Annotated in this window: 23 protein-coding genes; 6 read left to right on the top strand and 17 right to left on the bottom strand. The window is 72.1% G+C overall.

The features are described 5' to 3' along the window. Positions 1–14: 14 nt before the first annotated feature. From ACFVT5_RS38720 to htpX, 4 genes are all read right to left on the bottom strand, one after another. On the bottom strand, positions 15–1106 hold the full coding sequence (locus tag ACFVT5_RS38720) for a glutathione S-transferase family protein (protein ID WP_389898196.1): 1092 nt from the start codon (positions 1104–1106) through the stop codon (positions 15–17). Positions 1107–1242: 136 nt separating this feature from the next. After that, a complete protein-coding gene (locus ACFVT5_RS38725; protein WP_389898199.1) occupies positions 1243–2283 on the bottom strand; it encodes a PHP domain-containing protein in 1041 nt (346 codons plus the stop codon). A 126-nt stretch (positions 2284–2409) separates the two neighbouring features. After that, entirely contained in the window at positions 2410–2988 is a 579-nt protein-coding gene (locus ACFVT5_RS38730; RefSeq protein ID WP_389898202.1) for a hypothetical protein, read from the bottom strand. A gap of 6 nt (positions 2989–2994) precedes the next feature. Further along, complete coding sequence (gene htpX / locus ACFVT5_RS38735; protein ID WP_389898205.1) at positions 2995–3912, bottom strand: zinc metalloprotease HtpX; 918 nt, start codon at positions 3910–3912, stop codon at positions 2995–2997. 260 nt (positions 3913–4172) lie between these two features. On the opposite strand from htpX, the gene ACFVT5_RS38740 reads away from it, so the two are divergent. Continuing rightward, entirely contained in the window at positions 4173–4364 is a 192-nt protein-coding gene (locus ACFVT5_RS38740) for a DUF1059 domain-containing protein (RefSeq protein ID WP_389898208.1), read from the top strand. A gap of 51 nt (positions 4365–4415) precedes the next feature. Here the strand turns inward: ACFVT5_RS38740 and ACFVT5_RS38745 are convergent, their stop codons facing one another. From ACFVT5_RS38745 to ACFVT5_RS38765, 5 genes are all read right to left on the bottom strand, one after another. Further along, positions 4416–5615 carry a cytochrome P450 gene (locus tag ACFVT5_RS38745; RefSeq protein ID WP_389898384.1) on the bottom strand — a complete coding sequence of 400 codons (1200 nt, stop codon included), beginning with the start codon at positions 5613–5615 and terminating at the stop codon, positions 4416–4418. Positions 5616–5747: 132 nt separating this feature from the next. Continuing rightward, positions 5748–6776, bottom strand: coding sequence for a non-homologous end-joining DNA ligase (gene ligD, locus ACFVT5_RS38750; protein ID WP_389898211.1), 1029 nt, complete (start codon positions 6774–6776; stop codon positions 5748–5750). Next, entirely contained in the window at positions 6773–7522 is a 750-nt protein-coding gene (locus ACFVT5_RS38755) for a DNA polymerase ligase N-terminal domain-containing protein (protein ID WP_389898214.1), read from the bottom strand. The genes ligD and ACFVT5_RS38755 overlap by 4 nt, the downstream gene beginning before the upstream one ends. Before the next feature lie 105 nt (positions 7523–7627). After that, positions 7628–8788: a transcription termination factor Rho gene (gene rho, locus ACFVT5_RS38760; protein WP_389898217.1), complete on the bottom strand. Its 1161-nt coding sequence runs from the start codon at positions 8786–8788 to the stop codon at positions 7628–7630. 343 nt (positions 8789–9131) lie between these two features. Next, positions 9132–9491: an ArsR/SmtB family transcription factor gene (locus ACFVT5_RS38765; RefSeq protein ID WP_389898220.1), complete on the bottom strand. Its 360-nt coding sequence runs from the start codon at positions 9489–9491 to the stop codon at positions 9132–9134. A gap of 84 nt (positions 9492–9575) precedes the next feature. Here ACFVT5_RS38765 and ACFVT5_RS38770 point away from each other — a divergent pair, with 84 nt between their 5' ends. From ACFVT5_RS38770 to ACFVT5_RS38780, 3 genes are all read left to right on the top strand, one after another. After that, positions 9576–10661, top strand: a complete 1086-nt coding sequence (locus ACFVT5_RS38770; RefSeq protein ID WP_389898223.1) for a cation diffusion facilitator family transporter — start codon at positions 9576–9578, stop codon at positions 10659–10661. 159 nt (positions 10662–10820) lie between these two features. Further along, complete coding sequence (locus ACFVT5_RS38775; RefSeq protein ID WP_389898226.1) at positions 10821–11861, top strand: PP2C family protein-serine/threonine phosphatase; 1041 nt, start codon at positions 10821–10823, stop codon at positions 11859–11861. Positions 11862–11973: 112 nt separating this feature from the next. Beyond that, positions 11974–14667 carry a SpoIIE family protein phosphatase gene (locus tag ACFVT5_RS38780; protein WP_389898228.1) on the top strand — a complete coding sequence of 898 codons (2694 nt, stop codon included), beginning with the start codon at positions 11974–11976 and terminating at the stop codon, positions 14665–14667. A gap of 44 nt (positions 14668–14711) precedes the next feature. Here the strand turns inward: ACFVT5_RS38780 and ACFVT5_RS38785 are convergent, their stop codons facing one another. Further along, on the bottom strand, positions 14712–15224 hold the full coding sequence (locus tag ACFVT5_RS38785) for a levansucrase (RefSeq protein WP_389898232.1): 513 nt from the start codon (positions 15222–15224) through the stop codon (positions 14712–14714). Between the two features lie 223 nt (positions 15225–15447). Here ACFVT5_RS38785 and ACFVT5_RS38790 point away from each other — a divergent pair, with 223 nt between their 5' ends. After that, a complete protein-coding gene (locus ACFVT5_RS38790; RefSeq protein WP_389898235.1) occupies positions 15448–18051 on the top strand; it encodes a SpoIIE family protein phosphatase in 2604 nt (867 codons plus the stop codon). Positions 18052–18153: 102 nt separating this feature from the next. Beyond that, positions 18154–18669: a metallophosphoesterase family protein gene (locus ACFVT5_RS38795; protein ID WP_389898386.1), complete on the top strand. Its 516-nt coding sequence runs from the start codon at positions 18154–18156 to the stop codon at positions 18667–18669. A 12-nt stretch (positions 18670–18681) separates the two neighbouring features. Here the strand turns inward: ACFVT5_RS38795 and ACFVT5_RS38800 are convergent, their stop codons facing one another. The 7 genes from ACFVT5_RS38800 to ACFVT5_RS38830 are packed head-to-tail and all read right to left on the bottom strand — an operon-like array spanning position 18682 to position 26548. Continuing rightward, positions 18682–19455, bottom strand: a complete 774-nt coding sequence (locus ACFVT5_RS38800; protein ID WP_389898237.1) for an SRPBCC family protein — start codon at positions 19453–19455, stop codon at positions 18682–18684. Between the two features lie 43 nt (positions 19456–19498). Further along, positions 19499–20611 carry an XdhC family protein gene (locus ACFVT5_RS38805; RefSeq protein ID WP_389898239.1) on the bottom strand — a complete coding sequence of 371 codons (1113 nt, stop codon included), beginning with the start codon at positions 20609–20611 and terminating at the stop codon, positions 19499–19501. After that, the gene (locus tag ACFVT5_RS38810; protein WP_389898242.1) at positions 20604–21821 is read right to left on the bottom strand and encodes a VWA domain-containing protein; all 1218 of its coding nucleotides are present in this window, start codon (positions 21819–21821) and stop codon (positions 20604–20606) included. The genes ACFVT5_RS38805 and ACFVT5_RS38810 overlap by 8 nt, the downstream gene beginning before the upstream one ends. 5 nt (positions 21822–21826) lie before the next feature. Next, complete coding sequence (locus ACFVT5_RS38815) at positions 21827–22714, bottom strand: AAA family ATPase (protein ID WP_389898245.1); 888 nt, start codon at positions 22712–22714, stop codon at positions 21827–21829. A 56-nt stretch (positions 22715–22770) separates the two neighbouring features. Further along, positions 22771–23628, bottom strand: a complete 858-nt coding sequence (locus ACFVT5_RS38820; RefSeq protein ID WP_389898247.1) for an FAD binding domain-containing protein — start codon at positions 23626–23628, stop codon at positions 22771–22773. After that, the gene (locus ACFVT5_RS38825; RefSeq protein ID WP_389898250.1) at positions 23625–26042 is read right to left on the bottom strand and encodes a xanthine dehydrogenase family protein molybdopterin-binding subunit; all 2418 of its coding nucleotides are present in this window, start codon (positions 26040–26042) and stop codon (positions 23625–23627) included. The genes ACFVT5_RS38820 and ACFVT5_RS38825 overlap by 4 nt, the downstream gene beginning before the upstream one ends. After that, positions 26039–26548, bottom strand: coding sequence for a (2Fe-2S)-binding protein (locus ACFVT5_RS38830; protein ID WP_389898252.1), 510 nt, complete (start codon positions 26546–26548; stop codon positions 26039–26041). The genes ACFVT5_RS38825 and ACFVT5_RS38830 overlap by 4 nt, the downstream gene beginning before the upstream one ends. Positions 26549–26648: the final 100 nt, after the last annotated feature.

Genomic DNA, 26648 nt, shown 5'->3' on the forward strand with positions numbered 1-26648 from the left:
GCCCAGGTCCGTCGCTACGGCAGCGGGGGCCGGCCCGTCGCGGGAACCTCCTCGCCCGCCGGTACGGGGCCCGGAGGGGAGCCGGCGCCGAACGGGCGACCGCCCAGTTTCTCGCGGTGGTGCGGCGTCAGCCAGCCCGACAGCTCGGGGCCCAGGGGGACGATCCCGGTCGGGTTGATGCCCGTGTGCACCTGGTAGTAGTGCCGCTTGATGTGGTCGAAGTCCGTCGTGTCGCCGAATCCGGGCGTCTGGTAGAGATCACGGGCGTACGCCCAGAGCACCGGGTTCTCGGCGAGCTTCCACAGGTTGCACTTGAAATGGCCGTGGTAGACCGTGTCGAACCGGACGAGCGTCGTGAACAGCCGGATGTCGGCCTCGGTGAGGGTGTCCCCGACCAGATAGCGGCGGTCGGCCAGGCGCCGCGCCACCTCGTCCAGACGGCGGAACACCCCCTCGGCCGCGGCCTCGTACTCCGCCTGGCCGGTGGCGAACCCGGCCCGGTACACACCGTTGTTGACGTCCCGGTAGACGCCGTCCACGACCTTGTCGATCTCGTCGCGCAAGGGCTCCGGATACAGATCGGGCGCACCGGGCCGGTGCAGCGCGGTCCACTCGGTGGCGAAGTCGAGGGTGATCTGCTGGAAGTCGTTGGTGACGAGCTGCCCGGTCGGCACATCGACGATCGCGGGCACGCTCACGCCGCCCGGATACCCCGTCTCGCGCGCGTCGTACGCCTCCGACAGATACCGGATGCCCAGGACCGGATCGCGGTCGTCCGGGTCGAGCGTGAAACGCCAGCTGCGGTCGTCCTGGATCGGATCGGTGATCGCCAGCGACACCGCGCCCTCCAGGCCGAGCAGCCGCCGGGAGATGACCGAGCGATGCGCCCAGGGGCACGCACGGCTCACGACGAGCCGGTACCGGCCCGCCTCGACGGGCCAGCCGTCACGGGCGTCCGCGGTGACGCGGTCCGCGAAGTGACTCCTGGACCGCTTGAACGCCTTGCGCCCGTACTCGGCATTGCCTTCGGGGGCTTTCGGGGTTTCCGGGGCTTCCGGCGTTCTGGTCGTGGCCTGTGCGCCGTCCCCGTCGTTCGTGGGGGTCATGACTGGCTTCCCCTTTCCGTCGGTCCCGTTTCCGTCGGTCCCGCACCGCGTGGCGCCTGCCCGGTGGTCGGCCGCTGCACGCCCCGCAACCGGCCATCGTCGCAGCCGTGCCGTCTCCTTGGGCAGGTCCGTCGCGTCAGCCCCTCGCGTGCGCGCCCGCGGGCGTCTCGCCCGTACGGGTCCAGGCCCGCAGCTCGTCCGCCGACCAGGTGGTGACCACCCGTTCGGGCGGCACCTCGCATTCCGTGGCCCGTGCGCAGCCGTACACCTGCCAGTCGAGCTGGCCGGGCGCGTGGGCGTCGGTGTCCACCGAGAACAGCACCCCTGCGTCCAGCGCGCGGCGCAGCAGCCGCCGGGGCGGGTCGAGGCGTTCCGGGCGGCAGTTGATCTCGACCGCGGTACCGGTCTCGGCGCAGGCGGCGAACACCGCGTCCGCGTCGAACTGGGACTCGGGCCGCCGCCGCTCACCGAGCAGCCGTCCCGTGCAGTGCCCCAGCACGTCCGACAGCGGATTGCGGACGGCGGCGATCATCCGGCGGGTCATCGCGCCCGGGTCCATCCGCAGTTTGGAGTGCACGGACACCACCACGAGGTCGAGCTGCGCCAGGAGGTCCGGCTCCTGGTCGAGGGAACCGTCGTCGAGGATGTCGCACTCGATGCCGGTGAGCAGCCGGAACGGCGCCCAGCGCGTGTTGAGTTCGGTCACCACCGCCAGCTGTTCGCGCAGCCGCTCGGGCGACAGACCGCGTGCGACGGTGAGGCGGGGGGAGTGGTCGGTGAGTACGGCCCACTCGTGGCCGAGCCAGGCGGCGGTCCGGCCCATCTCCTCGATGGGGCTGCCGCCGTCCGACCAGTCCGAGTGCAGATGACAGTCGCCGCGCAGGAGCCGCCGCAGTTCCTCGCCGCCGGTCGCGAGCGGGGTCCTGGCCTCCCGCTCCAGCTCCGCCAGATACTCCGGCACCTCGCCGTCCAGGGCCTCCCGGACGACCCCCGCGGTCCTCGGGCCGATGCCCTTGACCGTCTCCAGCGAGCCGGCCGCCGCGCGCCGCCGTACCTCGCCGTCACCCATCGCCTCGACGACCGCGGCGGCCGTACGGAAGGCGCGGACCCGGTAGGTCGGCGCCAGGGTGCGTTCGAGGAGGAACGCGATCCGCTGGAGGGCCTCGACGGGATCCATCGGCACCTCCTGGCATCGGAAACAGGCCGCCGTACTCCAGTCCTGCCATCGGAACAGGCCCTACTCCAGCTTCGCCCGGCCGGCGCGTCCCCGCACGGTGACCCAGGGGCCCGGCGGCTCGGCGGCTCAGAGGCCCGGCGCGCCCCAGAGCGGGAACCAGCGGGTCAGTTCCGGCTCGATCCGCAGATCGTCCGTGAGGACCGCTCGCACCTGGAGTTCCAGCGGATTGTCGCGATGCTGGCCCGGCAGCGGCGCGAACGGATAGAAGGAGCCGCGCTTGTAGAGATAGACCAGCGCGAGTTGCCGGCCTCCCTGGTCGTGGAACCCGACCAGGGAGCACAGGAGCTGCGGCCCGAACCCGGTGCCTTCGAGCGCGGTGTTCACCGCGTGCAGATCGCTGACGAGTCCGGGCAGGTCGTCAGGGGTGCGCCGGGACACCAGCCACGAGTAGCCGTACGGGTCGCGGCTGATCTCGACCGGGGAGCCCAGCCGGTCCTTGTCGGCCTCAAGGAGGGCCATCGCGTCGTCGTGGATCCGGGAGAACTCGGCGCCCTCGACGGTCGAGAAGCACACCGAGCCGACGCCGGTCGGCGTGAAATCGGTGGCGGCCTGAAGGGTGATCGCCGCCGACGGCAGGGCGAACAGCCGGTCCAGATCCGGGGCGACCGGCTTCGTCCGGCCGAACAGTGTGTCGAGAAAACCCATCAGCACTCAGCTCCGTTGGTCCGCGGCCTGACCCAGGCTCGCGCTGATCGAGGCCAGCTGCTCCAGCCTCTTCTCCAGGCTCGGGTGCGTCGAGAAGAGCTGAGAGACGGTCTTGCTCGCCTCGCCGCTGATGGCGGGCGCGAAGTAGAACGCGCTGAACGCCTGTGCCGTCCGCAGATCCTCGGTGGGGATCCGCGCGATGTCGCCGCTGACCTTGGTCAGTGCCGACGCCAGCGCGGACGGCCGTCCGGTGAGCATGGCGGCGGCCCGGTCGGCGGCCAGCTCGCGATACCGGGACAGCGCCCTGATCAGCAGGAAGCTGATCGCGTACACAGCCGCCGACACCCCTATCACGGCCATCAGGATGACGACGGTGTTCTGGTCGCGGCGGCGTCCGAGCATTCCGGAGTAGAGCGCGAACCGGACCACGAGTCCGGCGATGACACCGAGGAACGACGCGACGGTGATCACCGCGACGTCCCGGTGCGCGACATGTGACAGCTCGTGTGCCAGGACGCCCTCCAGCTCGTCCGGCTCCAGACGGCGCAGCAGACCCGTGGTGACACAGATGACCGCGTGGTCGGCATTGCGGCCCGTCGCGAACGCGTTCGGCAGGTCCATGTTCGAGACCGCGACCTCAGGCTTCGGCATGTCGGCCGTGGCGCACAGCCGGTCGATCACGCCGTGCAGATGGGGTTGCTCCTCCGGGGTGACGATGCGGCCGTGCATCGCGTACAGCGCGATGCGGTCGGAGAACCAGTACTGGGCCCAGAGCATCCCGCCCGCGATCACCACGACGAGCACCCAGGACTTCAGCAGGACGATGAGTGCGCCCACGAAGACCACGTACAACAATCCGAGCAGGAACAGTGTGACCGCCATGCGTGCGGTCAGGCGCCGGTCGGGCTCGAAGCGGCTCTGCATCGCCACCACCTCGGAATCCGGTAGTCAGTTCTGACCAGGTCGTACCGCGGGGTTCGTGGTGACGACCTGGCCTGGTCCTTCCATGGTCCGTCATCGGACGGCCGGAAGACAGCGCCGGACGGCGGCCGGGGTCAAATCAGGGCATTGCTCCGGTCAAATCCTGCTGTACCGGTACAACGCCGACCGCCGCTCCGGGGTTCCCAGGGGCCGGAAACAGAGGGAGGGTGGAGGAGAACCCGTACGCCACCGGGAGGCACATCATGCGTAAAGTCGCCGACTGCCGGGACTTCCCGAGCGAGTCGAAGTGCACTCTGACCATCTCGGGTGAGGAAGAGGAAGTGGTCCGCGCCGCCGCCGAGCACGCGGCCTCCGTGCACGGCCACCAGAACACTCCGGAACTGCGGAACCAGCTGCGCGGGATGCTCAAGGACGAGATGCCCCAGCACGCCTGACCCGGCGGCTCAGAGCCTTACCCGGCGGCCCGGAGCCCGGCCCCGGGCAGGTCAGAGACGTACCGGCAGAGTCGCCACGCTGTTGCCCACGAAGCCCGCGTGTCGCGGCAGTTCGCTGTCCGGGACCGCGAGCCGGAGCCCCGGTCGGCGCGTGAACAGTTGTTCAAGGGCGATCGTGGCCTCAAGGCGGGCCAGCGGAGCGCCGGGGCAGTAGTGCGGGCCGTGACCGAGCGAGAGATGCCGGGCACGGCCCGTACGCGTCACGTCGAAGCGGTCCGCGTCCGTGCCGTGGGCAGCCGGGTCGCGCCCCGCCGCCGAGTACCCGGCCAGGACCGGCGTCCCGCGCGGGATCACTGTGCCGTCGAGGGTGAGATCCCGGGTCGGGTAGCGGAACGGGAAGTAGCTCACGGGACTGTCCCAGCGCAGTGTCTCCTCCACCACGTCGGCCCAGTCGGCCCGGCCCGTCCGAACCGCGTCGAGCTGGTCGGGGTGCGCGCACAGGGCGCGGACCGCGTTGGTGATCAGATTTAGCGTGGTCTCATGTCCGGCGATGATCATCAGCAGCAGGGTGCCGATCAGCTCGGCCCTGCCCAGCCGGTCGCCGTCCTCCTCGCGGGCGGCGATGAGCGCGCTGGTGAGGTCGTCGCCCGGGTCGCGCTCCCGTTCGGCGACGACCGTCGCCACCACCTCGACCAGCTCCCGGTTGGCCGCCAGCACCTCCTCGGGGCCGAGGTCGGTGGCGACGACCTGGTTCGACAGATGGTGCAGCCGGTCGCGGTGGGCGGGGTCGACGCCGAGTAGGTCGCCGATGACGGCCAGCGGGAGGGGAAGCGCGAAGTGTTCGCGGAGGTCGACGGTGCCGTCACCGTCCCGCGCGGCCCGCTCCATGTCGTCCAGGAGCCGCGCCGTCAGGGTTTCGATCCGGGGGCGCAGCGCCTCGACGCGCCGCACGGTGAGCGCCCGGCCCGCCAGCGAGCGCAGCCGCCGGTGGTCGTCGCCGTCGGCGGTCGTCATGCCCCGCACCGTGGCGAAGGTCTTCATGGGCCATCCGTCCGGGACATGGCCCTCGCGCAGCGCGGTGAAGTGCCGGGCGTCCTTGGCCACGTCGGGGTGCGCCAGGAACTCCTTGAGCGCCTCATGGCCCAGGACGGCGGCGCCCTCGACCTCACCGGGCAGCACGATCCGCGCGACCGCTCCTTGGGCGAGCAGCCGGGCGTTGTCCGCGTGCGGGCAACCGCCCGCGGGGTCCATGCGGTGCGGCGGTCGGTGCGGGGGTCGGTGCGGCGGTACGGGTGCGCTGTCCAACGAACCTCTCCCCTCCGGGCATGGCCAACTCCCTTGGCGGGAGGGAGCGTTGCGATCCTACGCGGAGGTGCCGGGGACCTACGGGACCGGCCGCTCCTTCCCGGTTACCGACTCCCGTACGACCTCGGACGGTTCCTTGTCGTCGCGCAGCCCGAGGAAACGTGGATGGCGCAGCATGCCGTCCCGTGTCCACTCGGCGAAGGCGACCTGAGCGACGAGGCGTGGCTCGACCCAGTGCACCCGGGGCTCGCGCACCCGGTCGGCGAACGGCGAGCGCGGCGCCGGTAGTTCGTCGAGGCGGGCCTTCAGGTCCAGCAGGGTCCGGTAGGTGTATCCGGTGCCGACCTTGCCCGCGTAGCGCAGCGTCCCGGACTCGTGGTAGCCGAGCAGCAGGGCGCCGAATCCCGTGCGGCTGCCGGAGGGTTCGGTGAAGCCGCCGATGACGAACTCCTGGCCCCGGGCGCACTTGAGCTTGAGCCAGTCGGCCGCCCTGCGGGACCGGTAGCGGCTCGCCGCACGCTTCGCGATCAGTCCCTCCCAGCCCCGCGCGCAGGCGTCCGCCAGCAGGTCGGCGCCGCCCGCGTTGCGATGGGTCGTGAACCGCAGCGGCGGGCGGAACGTGAGCGCGCGCCGCAGCAGGGACTTGCGCGTCCGCAGCGGCAGCCGCGTCGTGTCGGCGCCCTCCAGGCGCAGCAGGTCGAACACGTAGTAGGTCACCGCGACGTCGCTGGCCGCGACCTCCCAGCGCTGGGTGAGCCCCATGCGCTGCTGGAGCAGCCCGAAGTCGGTGCGGCCGTGCGCGTACGCCACGATCTCGCCGTCCACCGTGAAGTCCGCGCACTCCTGGGCGGCCAGCGCGTCGACGATCTCCGGATAGGTGTCGCCCACCCGCCGGCCGGAGCGGGACAGCAGGGTGACGGTGCCGTTCTCGCGCACGGCGAGGATACGGACGCCGTCCAGCTTCCGTTCGAAGATCCACTGGTCCGAGAAGTCCCGGCGGTCACTGAGCGTGGCGAGCATGGGGTGGGCGGCCAGTTCGACACCGGGCGGCGCGTCGGACAGCAGGCCCGCGAGGTCCGGCGGGAGCGTGCCGAGCAGGTCGGTCATCCCGGCTCACCCCGCCCGGTGCCCGGATCCCCGGTGGCTTGGCGGTCGCTGTGCCAGGTGGCCTCGGGGTGCTCGGCGACCTGGCGCAGGGTGCGGCCACTGCGTACGGAACGGGCCCTTCGCGGGTCCGGTGTCCCGTGGCCGCCTTCCCGCGCGCGGCCGTCGGCGGTCTTCACCAGGAGCCACGCCGCTTTGCCGCGCCCGCCGCCACCGCTGCCCCCACCGTTGCCGTCGTCGTCGCTGTCGGCCTCGCGGAAGCGGGTGAGCGCGTATCCGCCGTGCAGCTTCTCGCCGTCGAGCCAGAAGGTGGCGTGCCCGCGCTCCAGGGACGCGGCGAACGGGACCGGGCGCTTACGGCTGTCGTGGCTCATCGGCCGATAGGTGCCGTGGTCCCAGACGATGACGGTGCCACCGCCGTACTCGCCGGCCGGGATCACCCCTTCGAATGCGCGGTACTCCAGCGGATGGTCCTCCGTGGGCACCGCGAGCCGTTTGTCGTGCGGATCGGCGGACGGTCCCTTCGGTACCGACCAGGACTTGAGTACGCCGTCGACTTCGAGCCGGAAGTCGAAGTGCATGGTGCGCGCGTCATGGATCTGTACGACGAACCGGGGATGTTCGTCCGGCGGCATGGTGCGCTCGTCCGGCTCCGGCCGCCGTCCCTGGGGTTCCCGGGTTCGGTCGAAGCGGCGTTTGCCGCGGTAGGTGCGCAGTGTGTCCTTGTCGCCCTGGGCCGGGTCACCCATGGCCGGCTCCCTTCCTCCGGGCCCGCGCCTGGGAAGATCGACGGACCCCCGTACCCCATGATCGCGCGGGCGGCGCGGTCGCGCATCGGCGCACGTCGGCGCCGGTCAGCCGCCGGGGACGGTGTGGTGGACCTCGCGGAGGAAGGCAGTGTTGGTGGGCGTGGAGCGCAGCCGGTCGAGCAGTGTCTCCAGGGAAGCCTGGCTGTCCCGGCCGTACAGGGCGCGCCTGAGGCCCCGGACGACGGCCAACTCGTGCTGCGGTACGAGGAGTTCGTCACGGCGGGTGCTGGACGTGGTGATGTCGACGGCGGGGAAGATCCGCTTGTCGGAGAGGGAGCGGTCGAGCCGCAGCTCCATGTTGCCGGTGCTTTTGAGCTCTTCGAAGTAGTAGTCGTCGGCACGGGAGCCGGTCTCGACCAGCGCCGTGGCGAGGATGGTCAGGGAGCCGCCTTCCTCGGTGAGCCGGGCGGCGCCGAAGAACCGCTTGGGACCGATCAGCGCGGCGGCGTCGACGCCACCGGTGAGAGTGCGTCCGCCGGACGAGGCCGCGTTGTTGTGCGCGCGGCACAGCCGGGTCAGAGAGTCCAGGAGGATGATGACGTCCTGGCCCTGTTCGACGAGTCGCTTGGCGCGTTCCACGGCGAGTTCGGCGAGGGCGATGTGCTCCTTGGCCGGACGGTCGAAGGTCGAGGCGAGTACCTCACCCCGTACGGAACGGCGCATGTCCGTGACTTCCTCGGGGCGTTCGTCCAGGAGGACGACCATGAGGTGGCAGTCGGGGTGGTTCTCGGCGACGGCGGCGGCGAGTTGCTGGAGGAGCACCGTCTTGCCGGTCTTGGGCGGGGCCACGATCAGTCCGCGCTGGCCCTTGCCCACGGGCGAGATCAGATCGACCAGACGCATCGTCAGGCCGCCGGCCCTGCTCTCCAGGCGCAGCCGGTCGCGGGGGTGAAGGGGTGTCATGTCGTGGAAGGCGGGCCGGCCGCGCAGCGCCTCCAGGGGCCGGCCGCCCACCTGTTCGACCTTGACCAGGGCGCGCTGTCGGCCGCGGCCCCGGCTGCCGTCGGCGGACATACCTGTCACGGTGTCGCCCTTGCGCAGTCCGTGGCGACGGATCTGGGCCGCGGCCACCTGGACGTCGTCGGGTGTGGGCAGGAGGTCGGGGCCGCGCAGAAATCCGTGGCCCTGGGGAGTGATGTCGAGGACGCCGGCCGCCGGAATCTCGGTGGGGCGCTCGGTCGTGGGGTGTTCGAGTGTGGTGGTCATGTACGTGTGGTCCTTTCGAGGACGGTCATGCGGACGAGAAGCGGGGCAGCCCGGCAGAACGGTGTGAGGCGGTGACGTCACGCCTCGTGGGGGCGGACAGGAAAGTCCGCGGCCGGGAGTGAAGGTGAAAATTTCTTCGCTGGATCGCCGGTCACGATGCGCCGGTCGAAAGGACGGACGCTGTCACAGCGGAGAAGGGGAAGAGCACCGGCGCCGATGTGCGGCGTACACAAGTGCTGTACGCACTGTAGCACGGGGAGTGTCGGTGGGGCGATTACCCGGGTCGGTCGTGTCGGGGTCGGTCGGGTGCGGGGCGGCCGGGGCCGGGTGAGTCGTGTGTGGGTCAGTCGTGCGAGGGGCGGTCCGTCAGGCGGTGGTCCGCCAGGCTCAGTGCCTCGTCGACGACCCGGCGCAGATGTCCGTCGCCCAGCGCGTAGATGACCCGCCGGCCCTCCTTGCGGGTGCCGACGAGTCCGGCGAGCCGGAGCCGGGCCAGATGCTGGCTGACGGCGGGCCGGGCGGCACCGACGGCCTCGGTCAGGGTGCTCACATCGGCTTCTCCCCGGGCGAGTTGATGCAGCAGCGCCAGGCGTGTGCGGTCACCGAGCAGGGCGAGCAGTTCGGCGGCGAGCGCGAACTGGTCCTCGCCGGGGGTGCGCGGATGCGCATCGTACGCAGATGACAAGTGCATGCGTGCGCTCATACGCACATAATGGGGCCGGGGAGCGGGCATGTCCACCATGGCGCGCGTCGACGGTCCCTGGGACCGAATCCGGAAGGGGAGCCGATGAGCGACAGACATGAGCACCACCACGGAACCGGGCCGTCGCACCAGGAGACCCACCCCGCGCGCGTGGCCCGGCTGCGGCACCGTGTCGGGCACCTGGTCAGACCCCACTCCCACGAGTCCGCCGACAAGGTGGACCCGGCCCTGGAGTCCTCCGCGCGCGGGATGCGGGCGCTGTGGATCTCACTCGCCGTGCTCGGCACCACCGCACTGGCCCAGGCCGTCGTCGTCGTGCTGTCCGGTTCGGTCGCGCTGCTCGGGGACACCGTGCACAACGCCGCCGACGCCCTGACCGCCGTCCCCCTCGGTATCGCCTTCGTCATCGGCCGCCGGGCCGCCGATCGCCGCTTCACCTACGGGTACGGGCGGGCCGAGGACCTGGCGGGCATCGTGGTGCTGCTGGCCATCGCCGCGTCCTCGGGTTTCGCCGCCTGGACCGCCGTCGACCGGCTCCTCGCCCCGCGCGCGATGACGCACGTCCCGGTGGTGGCGGCTGCGGCGGTCATCGGCTTCGTCGGTAACGAATGGGTGGCGCGCTACCGCATCCGTGTCGGGCGCGAGATCGGTTCCGCGGCGCTCGTCGCGGACGGGCTGCACGCGCGTACCGACGGATTCACGTCGCTCGCCGTGCTGCTGAGCGCCGGCGGGGCCGCGCTCGGCTGGCGCCTCGCCGACCCGGTCGTGGGGCTGGCGATCACCGCCGCCATCCTGTTCGTGCTGCGGGACGCCGCACGCGAGGTGTTCCGCCGGATCATGGACGCCGTCGACCCGGCCCTCGTCGACACGGCGGAACGCGCCCTTGAGGAGGTGGAGGGGGTGCGCGCGGTGGGGGAGCTGCGGCTGCGCTGGATCGGGCACCGGCTGCGGGCCGAGGTCTCCGTGGTCGTGGACGGCGACCTGAGCGTCCGCGCGGCCCACCGGGTCGCCGTCGATGCCGAGCACGCGCTGCTGCACGCCGTACCGAAGCTCACGGCCGCCCTCGTGCACGCCGACCCCGCGCCCGTACCCGGTGAGAGCGACCCGCACCTCGTTCTCGCCCACCACTCCGCACCCCGCGAAACACCGCGACCCCACGCACCGGCCTGACCCGCGCCGCCAGGTTCTGGCATATGCCCCGAGCGGTGTTCGTCGGGGTAGGCGCCGCTTGCGCGGGTGGTGTATTCAGGATGCATGGGCCTTCGGGGTGTCCAGGGGGAACTGGCGTGGACGCGGTGGCCGAGACGGGCACTCGTGGTGGTTCCCTTCATGCTGATCGCGGTGATCACCGCAGTCGACATCCTGACCTCGCCCCATGTCCATCTGGCCCCCTTCCTGGTGGCCGCGCCCGCCGTCACGGCCTCCTTCGAGGGGCCCAGGATGACGGCGGTCGTCGGCGGGCTCGCCGTGGTCGCCGAGTCCATGGTGGCGCTGATACGGACCACCTTCGCCGATCTGAATCACACTTTCGAGATCGTCGCCCTCGTGGTGATATCGGCGATTGTGACGCTGTTCGCGCAGCTCCGCGTGCGGCGCGAGGGCCAGATGAGCCGGCTGCGGTCCGTGGCCGAGGCGGCGCAGCGTGTGGTGCTCAGGCCGCTGCCCGGCCGTAGCGGCCCGCTGCGCATCGCCTCGATGTATCTGGCGGCCGACGCCGAGGCCAAGATCGGCGGCGATCTGTACGCCGCCGCGCGCACCGGCTGGGGCAGCCGCCTGATCATCGGGGACGTGCGGGGCAAGGGCCTTGAAGCGGTCGGGGACGCGGCCGTGGTCCTCGGGGCGTTCCGGGCGGCGGCCCACCTCCAGGCCGAGCTGCCGGTCCTGGTGGCACATCTGGAGGGCAGTGTCGTCGCGGACCTCGCCGACCCCGCCGCGCAGCGCACGGACGGTGAACTCGCCGGTGAGACGTTCGTGACCGCGGCCGTGCTCGACGTGCCCGACCGGGAGTCGGTGCTCCGGGTCATCAACTGCGGACATCCCCCGCCCCTGTTGCTGCGGAACGGAGGCGTCGTCCCGCTCGACGTACGGCAGCCCGCGCCGCCGCTGGGCCTCGCCGAGTTCATGGACGGGGACCTGGTCGTGGAGACGTTCAGCTTCGTGACCGGCGATGTCGTCCTGCTGTACACGGACGGTGTCATCGAGTGCCGCGACACGTCCGGAACGTTCTATCCGCTCGCCGACCGGGTGGTCCGGTGGTGCGGGGAGGCCCCCGAGGTGCTGCTCACGCTGCTCTGCGAGGACCTGCTGGCGCATGCCGGGGGTGCCCTGGGGGACGACGCGGCGATCGTCGCCATCGAGCGCGTGCTGTGACCCCGGGATCATGGGTCCGGCGCCTTGCGGGTGGCGCGGTGTGGCACCACGTGTCCCCCGGGTCGCGGGCCGTGCGATGCGGACCGTGGGCGGCCGGGTGTAGTAATAGGACATGGCCGGACGCTACGGCCGCCCGCGCTTGGTTCTCAGGATGCGAACTGTCGCAGGTCAGGTCTTTCTCCTTCAGCTGGCGATCGTGGTGCTCCTTGTCGCGACCGCCGCTGTGGCGCTTGTGCTCCAGTCGCGCGCCGACAGCGAGCGGGAGGCCCGTAACCGGTCGGTGGCCGTCGCCGAGACCTTCGCGAACGCACCCGGCATGGAAGCCGCGCTGGACAGCCCCGATCCCACGGCCGTGCTCCAGCCGCGCGCCCTGGCCGCGCAGAAACTGTCCGGCGTCGACTTCGTCGTGGTCACCAACACCCACGGCATCCGCTACACACATCCGCTGCCCGACCGCATCGGCAAGCAGTTCGTCGGCAACACCGGGCCCGCCCTCGCCGGACATGTCACCACCGAGAAGATCACCGGCACCATCGGCCCCCTCGTGCAGGCGGTCGTCCCGGTGTTCGGCTCCGACGGCAAGGTCATCGGGCTGGTCTCGGCGGGCATCACCATCGCGCGCGTCCACGGTGTCGCCGAAGACCAGTTCCCGCTGCTGTTCGGCGCCGCCGGCGGCCTGCTGCTGCTCAGCGCGGGCGGCACCGCCCTGGTGAACCGTCGGCTGCGCCGCCAGACCCGTGGCCTCGGACCCGCCGAGATGACCCGGATGTACGAGCACCACGACGCGGTTCTGCACGCGGTCCGCGAAGGCGTCCTCATCGTGGACGCCGAGGGCCGGCTGGTCCTCGCGAACGACGAGGCGCGACGCCTGCTCGGTCTGCCGGCCGACATCGAGGGCCGGAAGGTCGCCGACCTCGGCCTCGATCCGTCGACCGCGCGGCTCCTGGAGTCCGGCCAGGTCGTCACGGACGAGGTGCTCGCAGTGGGGGACCGGCTCCTCGCCGTCAACCAGCGGTCCACGGACCAGGACGGCGGACCGCCCGGCAGTGTCGCGACGCTGCGCGACACCACCGATCTCCAGGCACTCTCCGGCCGCGCCGACATCGCGCGCGGACGCCTCAGACTCCTCTACGACGCGGGCGCGGAGATCGGTACGACCCTCGATGTGGTCCGCACCTGCGAGGAGTTGGCCGAGTTCGCCGCCGCCCACTTCGCCGACTACGTCACCGTCGACGTCGTGGAGAGCGTGCTGCGCGGTGAGGAGCCCACGGCGGCCGACACCGGCAAGGTCGTGCGGCGTACCGCGTTCAGCGGCATCCACGACGACGTCGGCCTGTACCCGATCGGCACAGTGATCCGCCGCGTGCCCGACACCCCGCTCAGCACGGCCTTCGCGGCTGGTACCCCGGTTCTCGAACGGGACCTGGCGGCGTTCTCCGGCTGGCAGAAGCAGAATCCGCAGCGGGCACGCCAGGTGGTCGAGCGGGGACTGCACTCCATGATCGCCGTGCCGCTGAAGGCGCGCGGCGTCGTGTTCGGGGTCGCCCTCTTCTGGCGCTCGGAGAAACCCGAACCTTACGACGACGACGATCTGTCCCTCGCCGAGGAACTCGTCACCCGGGCGGCCGTCAGCATCGACACCGCCCGGCGCTACACCCGCGAACACACCATGGCGGTCACCCTCCAGCGCAGCCTGCTGCCGCACGGCCTGCCCGACCAGGTCGCGCTCGACGTCGCGTACCGCTATCTCCCCGCGCAGGCCGGACTCGGCGGGGTCGGCGGCGACTGGTTCGACATCATCCCGCTGCCCGGCGCGCGCGTCGCACTCGTCGTCGGGGACGTCGTGGGCCACGGGCTGCACGCGGCGGCGACCATGGGACGGCTGCGCACGGCGGTCCACAACTTCTCCACGCTCGACCTGCCGCCCGACGAACTCCTGTGGCACCTGGACGAGTTGGTGACCCGCATCGACCAGGACGAGTCGGGCGACGAGACGGGCGGCGAGCGGGCGGGCAGCGATCCGAACGGTGCCCGGGTCACCGGCGCGACCTGTGTCTACGCCATCTACGACCCCGTCTCGGGGCGTTGCACGATGGCCCGCGCGGGACACCTCCAGCCGGTGATCCTGTACCCCGACGGCACCACCCGACTCGCCGACGTACCCGGCGGTCCGCCCCTCGGACTCGGTGGACTGCCCTTCGAGACCCTCGACATCGAACTGCCCGAGGACACCCGTCTCGTCCTGTTCACGGACGGACTCGTGGAGGACCGCGACCGCGACATCGACGACGGACTCACCCTGCTGCGCCGCACCCTCGCGGAGCACACCGCGGGGACCCCCGACGAGATCTGCGAGGCCACGATCACCCGGCTCATCCCGGACAACCCGCGCGACGACATCGCCCTGATCGTCGGCCGTACCCGCGTCCTCGACGCCGCCCACGTCGCCGACTGGGAGGTGCCGTCCAACCCGCAGGCCGTCTCCGAGATCCGTGCCGCCGTCTCCGGGAAACTCGCCGAATGGGACCTCGGCGAGGAGGCGTTCACGACCGAGTTGATCCTGAGCGAACTGGTCACCAACTCGATCCGCTACGCGTCGGGACCGATCCGCGTCCGGCTCATCCGGGACCGCGCCCTGATCTGCGAGGTGTCCGACCGCAGCAGCACGTCACCGCATCTACGGCGGGCCGCCACCATGGACGAGGGCGGGCGCGGCCTGTTCCTGGTGGCCCAGTTCGCCGACCGCTGGGGTACGCGCTACACGGCCGAGGGCAAGGTCATCTGGACGGAACAGCCCCTGCCGTGACGGCACTTGGCCACCGCCGGCAGGGGCCGTCCGGGAGCGACGGCTCAGGCTTGGGGGAACGGCTCACCGGGGAAGTACAGGTCGCCCTTCCTGACCATGTACGCGGCGTAGGCGTACCCGATCAGGGGACGGCCGCCGTAGTACGCGGTCATCCGCCGGGCCGTGTCCACCACCACCGGGCGTGCGAGACACGCGAAGTCGGTGTGCTGCTGCTGCCGCGCCCAGGCCACGGCGGCCGGGTCGACCCGCTCGCTGACCAGCACCGGAAAGGTGCCCAGGCCGTTCTGGAGGCCCACCGGGAGGCCGCCCTTGACCGACTTGCAGTACCGCTCCACCTGGGTGGTGAAGGCCGCCACTACCGGAACCGTGATCTCCGGCACCGCGGCGGCCACCGTGAACAGATGCAGCTTCGTCGCCATCCAGCGCAGCCGGAACTCCTCCCGGCGGCCCACCAGTACCGGTACGCCGCCCCAGTCCACCCAGTGCGGGGCACAGCCGTCGGCGGCCAGCCGATGGGCGAGCGAGTTGAGGTACGCGCGGGTGGGCTCTTCCGTCATACGGTCGATTCTGCCGGGTACCCGATCCCGCCCCCGCACCGGGCCGATGTGACGTCGAACTGTCCCAATCGCCGTGTGCGTACCGTACGTTGACGCGAAGCGGGCGCCCGCTCCTTTCCGGTGGCTTCGGTACGGCCCCAGAGGTCACGGATGACGCACGGTTGGCCACGGCGTGAACGCGGAACGGTCACAAGGGCTGCGTAAGCGTGCGGGACGCGCTGTAATGACGAATGTGGTCAGCGAGAGCGCGACAGGACGGAGGACGGCCGATCTGTGTGCTGAACTCGCGCTGAAGGCGCTCGACGAGGAACAGGATCCCCGGCGGCGTCTGCGCTCGGTCGTCGAACAGGTCCTGGTGTTCACCGGGGCGACACTCGTCGCCGTCTTCGCACCCGGCGGGCCGGACGGCGACGGCGATCTGTCCCTGGTCGAATCGGCGGGCCTGCCGCGCAGCCTGTACGGGCTGCGGGCCCGCTACTCCGGCACGGGCGGCTCACCCGTCGCCGTCGCCCACCGCGAAGGGACCCCGGTGTGGCTGGGACCCGACGTACTCGCCGCCCTGCCCGAGGGGGAGAGCCCACAGGTCACGGGCGCCTCCGTCGCCGTACTGCCACTGGACGGCGGCCGACGGGGGGCCGGTTGCCTCCTGGTCGTGACCGACCGGCCCGACGGGTTCGACGCCGGTGACCGACAGTGGCTGGAACTGCTCGCCGCCGCGATCGGCTGCCCCGCCCCGGGACACGCACCCGCACCCGACACGCGACGGGACCACGCGCCCGGCCCGGACGGTGCGGACGGCCTGGGCGGTGGGGACGGCGTGGACGGTTCGGACGGCCGGGCCAGTTCCTTCCGGCTCGCCATGGACAGCGGCCGGATCGACATCGACGACGCGGTCCTCGCCCTCTTCGGCCTGGCACCGGCCGACTTCGACGGACGCGTGGAGACCCTGCTCGCGCTCACCGTGCCGGAGGATTTGCCGACGCTGATGTCCGTCGTCGAGGCCGACCACATGGCCATCGGGGACCGCGAGCTGGACTTCCGTATCCGACGGCCCTCGGGCGAGCCGCGTTGGCTGCGGCTGCGCGGCCAGGTCGTCTCCGGCGGCGACGCGGGACCCGCACGGCTCATCGGCACCGTCCTTGACGCCTCCAACCTGCGGCCCGGTGTCAACGACGTGGCCCGCGTCCAACGCCTCGCCGCCGTCCTCGCCACCGCCTCCACCGTCCGTGAGGCCAGCCAGGCCGTCGCCGGGGGACTGCGCGCCCCGCTGCGAGCCGACCGCATCGCCCTCGCCGAACTGGAAGGCGACCGGCTCGTCGTCACCGTCCTCGACCCGCCCCAGCCCGACGCCTGGCCCGAGAGCTGGCGCAGCGAATGGCGCTCCGAGTGGCCCGACGCGCCCGTGCGGGCCATGCCGACCCTGGCGGCGGCCATCGCCGACGGCCGCGCCACCGTCCTGGACGCCGGAACACCCCTGGAACCGAACCTCGCCGCTGTCGGCCCCGGCGGACTCGCGATCCTGCCGCTGCCCGCCGGCGGCCGGATGGCCGGGGTGTGCCTCATCGGCTGGGACACCCCGCACGCCTTCGGCTCCGAGGAGCGCGCTTTCCTCACCGCCGCCGCCGGACTCGCCGGGCAGGCCCTGATGCGGGTGCACGCGTTCGACGCCGAACATGAACTCGTCAGCACCCTGCAACGCTCCCTGCTGCCGCGCCGGCTGCCCGACCTGCCCGGCGGCCGGGCCGTCGCCCGCTATCTGCCCACCACGGCCGGCCTGGAGGTGGGCGGCGACTGGTACGACGTGATCCCGCTGACCGACAACCACGTGGCCCTCGTCATCGGCGACGTCCAGGGGCACAACGCGGGCGCCGCGACCCTCATGGGGCAGATGCGGACCGCGCTGCGCGCCTATGCAGTGGAGGGCCATCCGCCGGACGTCGTCGTCTCGCACGCCAACCGCCTCCTCGTCGGCATGGAGACCGACCTCTTCGCGACCTGCTGCTACGTCGACGTCGACATGGAGGCCGGCACCGCCCTGTGTGTACGGGCCGGACATCTGCCGCCCGTCGTGCGCCGCGCCGACGGCAGCACCGTCGTCATCGAGGCGGAGGGCGGACCACCCCTCGGCGTGATCACCGAGGCCGACTTCCCGATGACACCGCTGCGGCTCCAGCCCGGCATGGTCGTCGCCCTCACCACCGACGGCCTCGTGGAGTCCGCCGACCGGGACATCGATGTGGGCCTGGCCCAGCTCGGCGACACCTTCTCCGCCACCGACCCCACCCACCTCGGACTGGTCGCCGACGCCCTCCTCGACGGCGCCAACCGCGACGACGACGTGGCGCTGCTCCTGCTGCGGTACGACGGCATGGCGGTGCTGCCCCGGCGCGAGAGCTGGAGTGTGTGGCGGGTCCCCGAGGCGGCCCGGCACGCCCGCCGCTTCACCAAACGCACCTTGCGCGCCTGGTTTCTCACGGGGGACGCCGGGAGCGGCGACACGACCCAGCACATCATGAGCACCAGAAATGCGAGAAGCACCGACGACATCGAGAACATCGACACCGTGCTCCTGGTGGTCTCCGAACTCGTCACCAACGCCCTGGTCCACACGGACGGGCCGGTCCGGCTCGATCTGACCCTTGTGGGCGGCCGGCTCCGGATCGCCGTCTGCGATGCCTCGCCCCGCACCCCGGTCAAGCCGACGAACCTCGGCTGGGAGGCGACGGGAGGGCGCGGCATCCTGCTGGTCGAGGCCATGTCGGCTGCCTGGGGGACGGTACCGGTCAGCGGCGGCAAACAGGTGTGGGGCGAGGTCGTCGTCGGATGACGGGGCGTGCCGCCCCGCGCTCCCGGACCGTTCCGGCGTCCGGCGCTCCAGGACGGTCCCGGCGTCCGGCGCTCCAGGACCGTCCCGGATAGCGTGACGGATGTGCGTCTGCTCCTGATGTCCGACACCCATCTGCCCCGGCGGGCCAAACACCTGCCCGGGGAACTGCTCGACCGGATCCCCCTCGCCGACGTGGTCGTCCACGCGGGCGACTGGGTGGACACGGCGACCCTGGACCTCCTGGAGAGCCGCGCCCGGCACCTGATCGGGGTGTACGGCAACAACGACGGCCCGGCGCTGCGGGCGCGGCTGCCCGAGGTGGCCCGCGCCGAACTGGGCGGGCTGCGCTTCGGCGTGGTCCATGAGACGGGATCCGCGCAGGGCCGCGAACGGCGCTGCCGGGCCCGCTTCCCCGATCTGGACGTGCTCGTGTTCGGGCACAGCCACATCCCCTGGGACAGCACCGCCGAGGGCGGACTGCGGCTGCTGAACCCGGGCTCGCCCACCGACCGGCGCCGCCAGCCATACCACACCTACATGACCGCCGAGGTCGCCGACGGCACACTGACCGAGGTCGTACTGCACCGACTGCCGCCGCGCGAAGGCGATATGACGTAGCGTCAGTTCGCGTCACCGGTTGCGTACGGCGCTCCACGGAGAGCGCAGGCGACGCCACACCACGACGCCGGTCACCGCCACGAGGGCCCCGAGGACAACCGCCCCGACCCGCTTCGCGATCGGCACTCCCAGCGCTTTCAGCAGATCGATCGGCTCGGTCTCGGGCAGGGGAGGCGCGAGGCGGAGGTGCGCGGGACCGTCGTCGTACAGATGGGCCCCGGTGTACGGGTCGGCCCCGACCGCTCCTTCGGCGGCCTCGGCTCCGGCGCCGACCGCGCCCAGGCCGCCGGCCGTGCCTGTGCCGTCGACTGTGCCCATGTCGCCGGCCGCGCTTTCGTGCGCCTCGGTGAGCTGCCGCGAGAGACGGTCCGCGAACTGACCGACGAGCTTGTCACCCACCTCGCCCAGTACCCCGCGCCCGAACTGCGCGGGCCGACCTGTCACCGTCAGATCCGTGTGCACGGACACCATCGTGCCGCCGTCCCCGGCCTCCGTCAGCGTGCCGGTGACCGTGGCGCGGGCGGTGCCCTGACCGTGCGTCTCCTTGCCGCCGGCCGTCAGGACCAGCCGGTGCGCCGACTCGTCCTGGTCCTCGAAGACCGCCGTACCGCCGTACGTCAGCCCGATCGGGCCGACCTTGACCTTCACCTTCCCGGCGACGGTCTGCCCGTCGAAGTCCTCCACCGTCGCGCCGGGCATGCACGGCGCCACCCGCTCGATGTCGAGGAGCGCGCGCCACGCCTCGTCGACGGGGACGGGGACGGTGAACTCATGGTGCAGTTCCATCAGTTGCTCCTCTCGCGGCGGTTCACAGCGGGATCACAGCGGTTCACAGCGGTTCGGTCGGCCCGGGATGGATCGCCCCGGCCGTCATCGTGAGCGGCTTCCCCGTACCGCCCCAGCGCAACGCGACGATTTCCGCCGCCACGGACACGGCCACCTCCTCCGGCGTACGTGCCCCGAGGTCCAGACCCACCGGCGAGCGCAGCCGCGCCAGTTCGGCGTCGTCGAGCCCGGCGTCCCGCAGCCGCTTCAGCCGTTCGTCGTGCGTACGGCGGCTACCCATCGCGCCGATGTACGCGGCCGGGCGGCGCAGCGCCTCCTCCAGGAGCGGTACGTCGAACTTCGGGTCGTGCGTGAGCACACAGAGCACCGTCCGCCCGTCGGTGTCCGTGCCCCGCAGATACCGGTGCGGCCAGTCCACGACGACCTCGACGCCGTCCGGGAAACGCTTCGGCGTGGCGAAGACCGGGCGTGCGTCGCACACGGTGACCCGGTAGCCGAGGAACGCGCCGATCCGGGCGACAGCGGCGGCGTAGTCGATCGCGCCGAACACCAGCATCCTCGGCGGTGGCGCGAACGACTGGAGGAACACGGTGACGGCGTCCTCACGGCGTTCGCCGTGCGGCCCGTAGTGCCGCGACCCGGTTGTTCCCTGGGCCAGTTCACCCCGTGCGTCCGCCGCGACGGCGACATCGAGACCGGTCGCGCCGAGCGTGCCCGCCTGCCGGTCCGGCCACACGGCGAGGGTCGCACCGCGTGGTGCCGGTCCGTCGACCACCGTCGCCACGGTCACCGGCCGGTCCCCGGCGACGGACGCGGCGACCTCGCCGAACACCGGGTCGGTGCCGGGCGATACGGCCCGTACCAGAAGGGTGATCTCGCCGCCGCACGTCAGGCCGACCGCGAAGGCGTCCTCGTCGCTGTAGCCGAAGGTCTCCAGCCGTGCCTCGCCGTCCGCGACGACCTCCCGCGCCAGTTCGAAGACGGCGCCCTCCACACAGCCCCCGGAGACACTGCCGACCACCTCGTCGTCCGGGCCCACGGCCATTGCCGCGCCCGGGTCGCGCGGGGTACTGCGGCTGACGGCGACCACCGTGGCCAGGCCGAACGGGGAGCCCGCCGCGTACCAGCCGCCCAACGTCGGAAGAATGTCACGCACCGTCGACCCCTCTCACCGTCACCGCACCCGGCACACCCGCCGCACCAGCCGAGTCTTCCGAGCCCCGCACCCGCGCCGAGTCCTCCGCGCCCCGCACCACCGCCGCCAGCCGTTCCAGGGCCGCCACGCTGTGTCCCTCCACGAAGGCGTCCACGCTCGGCAGCGCCGCCGCCATGCCGCCCGCCAGCGGGGCGTAACCGGGCCGCGCCTTACGCGGGTTGGCCCACACCACCCGGTGCGCCAGCCGGTGCAGTCGGCGCATCTGCTCCGCGAGCAGCGCCGGGTCACCGCGCTCCCAGCCGTCCGAGAGCACCACGACGACCGCGCCGCGCGCCGTCCCGCGCTGCCCCCACCGGTCGAGGAACCCGCGCAGCATCTCGCCGAGGCGGGTGCCGCCGCGCCAGTCCGGTACGGCGGCGGCGACTGCGGCCATCGCCAGGTCCGGGTCGCGGTGCGTGAGTTCCCGGGTGACCCGGGTCAGCCGGGTGCCGATCGTGAACACCTCCGTACGGGCCCGTGCCCGAGGGGGTCCGCCGTGGGTGGCGGCGTGCGCGAACCGCAGCAGGGCGTCCGCGTACGGGCCCATGGAACCGCTCACATCCACCAACAGCACGACCCGGCGGGGCCGTTCGGCCCGTTCGCGGCGTCGCAGCAGCGCCGGCTCACCGCCCCGGCGCAGCAACTCCCGTACCGTACGCCGGGGATCGACAAGGCCGTGCCGCGCGGGACGGAGCCGGGCGGTGCGGCGCGGCTCACCGCGCAGCGCGAACGCGCCGAGCAGCCGCCGCGCCTGCTCACGTTCCGCGCGGGTCAGTTCGGCGAAGTCCCGGTGCCGCAGCACCTCGGTGGAACTGGCCAGCGCCGCGACCGCATCGGCGTCCCGTTCCTCACCCGCGCCCCGGTCCGGGCCGCGCGCCGCGTCCCGTACCACCGGGCGCAGCCCCGGCGCCGCAGGGGATCGCGTGCGGGTGCGCGGCCCCGGGGCGCCCTCGAAGTACGCCGTGAACACGCGGTCGTAGCGCTCCAGGTCGTCCCTGCTGCCGCAGAGCGTGAGGCGCCCCGCCCAGTACACGGTCGCGCGGGGTCCGGCGCCCAGTTCGGCGAGCGCGCGCAGGAACGTCTGTACCCGGTCCGGGCCCGCGTCGACCCCGGCCGCGCGCAGCGCGCGGGCGAAACCCACCAGGACCGCCGGGGCGTCGACCGTCGTCATCGCGCTCACACTCCCCGGGCCGCGAGGATCGCTGTCAGATCGAGGGACCGGGCCCGTTCGGCGTCCTCGCGGTACTTCAGCACCGAGCCGAGCGTGGCCACCGCGAGGTCCGCGTCGACCTCGGTCGCGCCGAGCGCGTCCAGGGCCTCGGCCCAGTCGATGGTCTCGGCGACCCCTGGCGGCTTCAGCAGATCCTCGCCGCGCAACGCCTGCACCACCGCCGTCACCTGCTCGGCGAGGCGCGCCGCGACCCCCGGCAACCGGCCCCGGACGATGGCGAGTTCACGGGCGAAGTCCGGGTGCTCGAACCAGTGGTAGAGGCAGCGCCGCTTCAGCGCGTCGTGCACTTCGCGGGTCCGGTTCGAGGTGAGCACCACGACGGGCGGGGTCCCGGCGCGTAGGGTGCCCAGCTCCGGGATCGTCACCGTGTACTCGGACAGCAGCTCCAGGAGGAACGCCTCGAACTCGTCGTCCGCGCGGTCCACTTCATCCACGAGCAGCACCGACGGATGGGTCTCCAGCGCCTGGAGCAGCGGCCGGGCGATCAGGAACCGCCGGTCGTACAACTCGCCCTCAAGGCGGTCCGCGTCGGTGACTCCGGCGGCCTCGGCGGCCCGCAGATGCAGAAGTTGCCGGGGGAAGTCCCAGTCGTACAGGGCCTGCGAGGCGTCGATGCCCTCGTAGCACTGGAGACGGATCAGCGGCGCGTGAAGGACCTCGGCGAGCGCGGAGGCGAGTGCCGTCTTGCCGACGCCCGCGTCGCCCTCGCAGAAGATCGGCCGGTGGAGTTTCAGCGCGAGGAAGCAGGCGATGGCCAGCCCGTCGTCGACCAGGTACCCGGTGTCCTCCAGACGGACCCGCAGCGCCTGAGGCCCCAGACCGCCGTCACCCATACCTCCGTCACCCAGGCCCCCTTCAGCACCCCCGCCGGGCATCCGTACGGCTCCCGTCACGTCGGCCCGGCCGCCGCCCGCACCGCGCGCCGGGTCAGCACCCGGGCGAGATGCCCGCGGTACTCGGCCGAGCCCGACAGGTCCGTGGGCGGTGACGTGCCGTCGGCGGCCCGTTCGGCCGCCCTCGCGATCTCCGTGCCGTCCGGGTCCGCGCCCCGCAGCGCGGCCTCGGTCGCCGTGGCCCGCAGCGGGGTCGAGCCCATGTTGGTGAGACCGATCCGCGCCTCGGCGATGTGCCCGTCGTCGCGGCGCACCAGGGCTGCCACACCGACGATCGCCCACGCCTGCGCGACCCGTTGGAACTTCTCGTAGTGGAAGCCCCAGCCGTCCGCCTTCGGTACCCGTACCTCCACGAGGAGTTCGTCGGGGCGCAGCGCCGTTCGGAGGTAGTCCGCGAAGAAGTCCCGCGCGGGAATCGTCCGGCGCCCACCGGGTCCTGCCGCCACCATCCCGGCGTCCAGGGCGAGCGCCACGGCGGGCAGGTCTCCGGCCGGGTCGGCGTGCGCGAGGGACCCGCCGAGGGTGCCCCGATGGCGTACCGCCGGGTCCGCGACCGTCGCGGTCGCGGCGGCGAGCAGCCCCGCGTACCGGCGTACCAACGGGTCGTGGAGGACGTCGTGGTGTGTGGTGAGCGCGCCGATGACCAGGGCGTCGCCGTCCTCGCGCACCCCGCGCAGGGCGGGGATACGACCCACGTCCACGACGAGTTCCGGGAAGGCGAGCCGCATCCGCAGCAGCGGCAGCAGGCTCTGCCCGCCGGCCAGGACCTTCGCCTCGTCCCCGGCGTCCGCCAGGGTCCGGACGGCCTCGTCCACCGACGATGGGCGGGCGTAGTCGAACGCGGCGGGAATCATGACGCACCTTCCTCGGCCGTCGCCGCGCCCGCCGCCCGCGCGTCGCGTACGGCACGCCAGACGCGCTCGGGGGTGCACGGCATCGGCACATCGGTGACGCCCAGCGGACGCAGCGCGTCGATGATCGCGTTGACCACGGCCGGTGTCGACGCGATCGTGCCGGACTCGCCGACTCCCTTCACGCCGAGGGGATTCGAGGTCGCCGGGGTCTCGGTGCGGTCCGTGACGAATTCGGGCAGGTCCGCCGCCGACGGCACCAGATAGTCCGCCATCGTGCCGGAGACCAGACTGCCCTGGTCGTCGTAGACCGCCTCCTCGTACAGCGCCTGCGCGATGCCCTGCGCGACGCCTCCGTGCACCTGCCCCTCGACGATCATCGGGTTGATGACGCGGCCCACGTCGTCCACGCTCACATAGGAGCGGATCGCCGTACGGCCCGTCTCGGTGTCGATCTCGACCGCGCACAGATGGGTGCCGTGCGGATACGAGAAGTTGTCCGGGTCCACCAGGTGTTCCGCGTTGATGGTGGGCTCCATGCCGTCGGGCAGGTCGTGCGAGGAGAACGTCTCGAACGCGACCTCCTGGATCGTCCTGCGCGCCTCCGGCGAGCCCTTCACGGAGAACACACCGTCGGTGAAGTCGAGGTCGTTCTCGTTCGCCTCCAGCAGGTGCGCGGCGACCTTGCGGGCCTTGTCGACCACCTTCCTCGCCGCCTGGTGCACCGCCGTACCCCCGACGACGAGCGACCGCGAGCCGTAGGTGTCCATGCCCTGCGGCGCCGACTTGGTGTCCCCGTGCAGGACCTCGACGTCCTCGAAAGGCACCCCGAGCACATCGGCGGCGATCTGGCTCCAGCAGGTCACATGCCCCTGCCCGTGCGGACTGGTGCCCGTGACCACCTCGACCTTGCCGGTGGGCAGCATCCGGATACTCGCCGCCTCCCAGCCACCGGCCGCGTACCGCAGATCCCGCAGTACCCGGCTCGGCGCGAGCCCGCACATCTCCGTGTACGTGGACACTCCGATGCCGAGCCGTACCGGGTCGTCGGCCGCGCGGCGCCGCTCCTGCTCGGCGCGCAGGTCGTCGTACCCGAACAGGGCGAGCGCCTTGTCCGTCGCCGCCTCGTAGTTCCCGCTGTCATAGGTCAGTCCGGCGATGGCGGTGTACGGGAACTCGTTGTGCCCGATCCAGTTGCGGCGCCGCAACTCCACCGGATCCAGGCCGAGTTCGGCGGCCAGCTCGTCCATGATCCGCTCGATCGCGAAGGTCGCCTCCGGACGGCCCGCGCCCCGGTAGGCGTCGGTGGGTGTGCGGGTGGTGAAGACACCGGTGCAGTGGAAGGAGTACGCGTCCATCTTGTAGATGCCCGGATACATGAAGGCGCCGAGGATCGGGATGCCCGGCGTGACCAGCATCAGATACGCGCCCATGTCGGCCAGCAGGTCCACCTTCAGGCCGAGCAGCTTGCCGTCGCGGTTCGCGGCGATCTCCACGTCCTGGATCTGACCGCGCCCGTGGTGCGTGGCGAGGTAGTTCTCCGAACGGGACTCGGTCCACTTCACGGGCCGTCCGAGCCGCCGGGCGACGGCCAGGGCGAGGGCCTCCTCGCCGTACACCTGGAGCTTGGAGCCGAAGCCGCCGCCGACATCGGGCGCGACGATCCGCAGCTTCTGCTCGGGGACGCCCGTGACCACGGACAGCATCACCCGCAGTACGTGCGGGATCTGGGTCGCCGAGTAGACCGTGTACTCGGCGGACGCGGCCAGCGGGGTCACCACGACGGCCCGGGGTTCCATCGGGTTGGGGATGAGGCGCTGTTGCAGGAAACGGCGGCGGACCACGACGTCGGCCCGTGCCCGTACGGTCGCGTAGTCCTCGCCGGTGGCGAGCGGCCAGTCGTAGCAGCGGTTGGTGCCCTTGTCCGTATGGACCAGCGGGGAGCCGTCGGCGAGCGCGGCCTCCAGGTCGAGTACGGGGTCCAGCGGGGTGTAGTCGACCTCGACGGCCTCCAGCGCGTCGGCCGCCGCGTACCGGTCCCGGGCGACGACCACCGCGACCGGGTCGCCCGCGTACCGCACCTCGTCCACGGCGACCGGCGGATGGTCGGGCAGCACGATGTCCTCGGTCACCGGCCAGGCACACGGCAGCGAGCCCAGCCCTTCGGCGAGGTCACGGCCGGTGAACGCGGCCACGACACCCGGCCGCTCCAGGGCCGGCGTCACGTCGACACGGTCGATGCGGGCGTGTGCCATGGGGCTGCGCAGGATCGCCAGATGGAGCAGTCCGGCGACGGTGATGTTGTCGGTCCAGTTCGTCTGGCCCGTGACGAGGCGGGCGTCCTCCTTGCGCAGCCGTGAGCGGCCGACCTCGCCGTCCTCGCGCCCGGGTGTCCGGTCGGTGAGCTGGTCGGTCATACCGCCGCCTCCTCCTCGGCCGGGGTCTCCTGCCCGGAAGCGGTCCCGGCGGCGCCGGCGGCTGCCAGGACCGCGCGGACGATGTTCTGGTAGCCGGTGCACCGGCAGAGATTGCCCTCCAGGGCCGTACGGACCTCTTCGGGCGACGGGTCGGGGTTCTCCTTGAGCAGGTCCCGGGCCGCCATGATCATGCCGGGGGTGCAGTAGCCGCACTGGAGGGCGTGCTGTTCGTGGAACGTCCGCTGGAGCGGATCGCGCACACCGTTCGTGGCCAGCCCCTGGATCGTGGTCACCGCACAGCCGTCGGCCTGCACCGCCAGGACGGAGCAGCTCTTGACGCTCTCCCCGTCGAGGTCGACCGTGCAGGCCCCGCAGTTGCTGGTGTCGCAGCCGATCGGGGTGCCGGTGATGCCCAGCCGGTCCCGCAGATAGTGGACGAGCAGCAGCCGGGGCTCCACGTCGTCCTCGTAGGCCGTGCCGTCCACTGTCACCGAAATACGTGTCATGTGTGCCCTCCGGAGGACAGGGCGAGGGTCGTCAGTCGTTCGAACGTGATATGCGTCACTCTAGAACTGAGCTTCGAGGGGCGCGAGTGCGCGCGCCTGT

This window comes from Streptomyces sp. NPDC058001, from assembly GCF_042886315.1.
Taxonomy (GTDB): domain Bacteria; phylum Actinomycetota; class Actinomycetes; order Streptomycetales; family Streptomycetaceae; genus Streptomyces.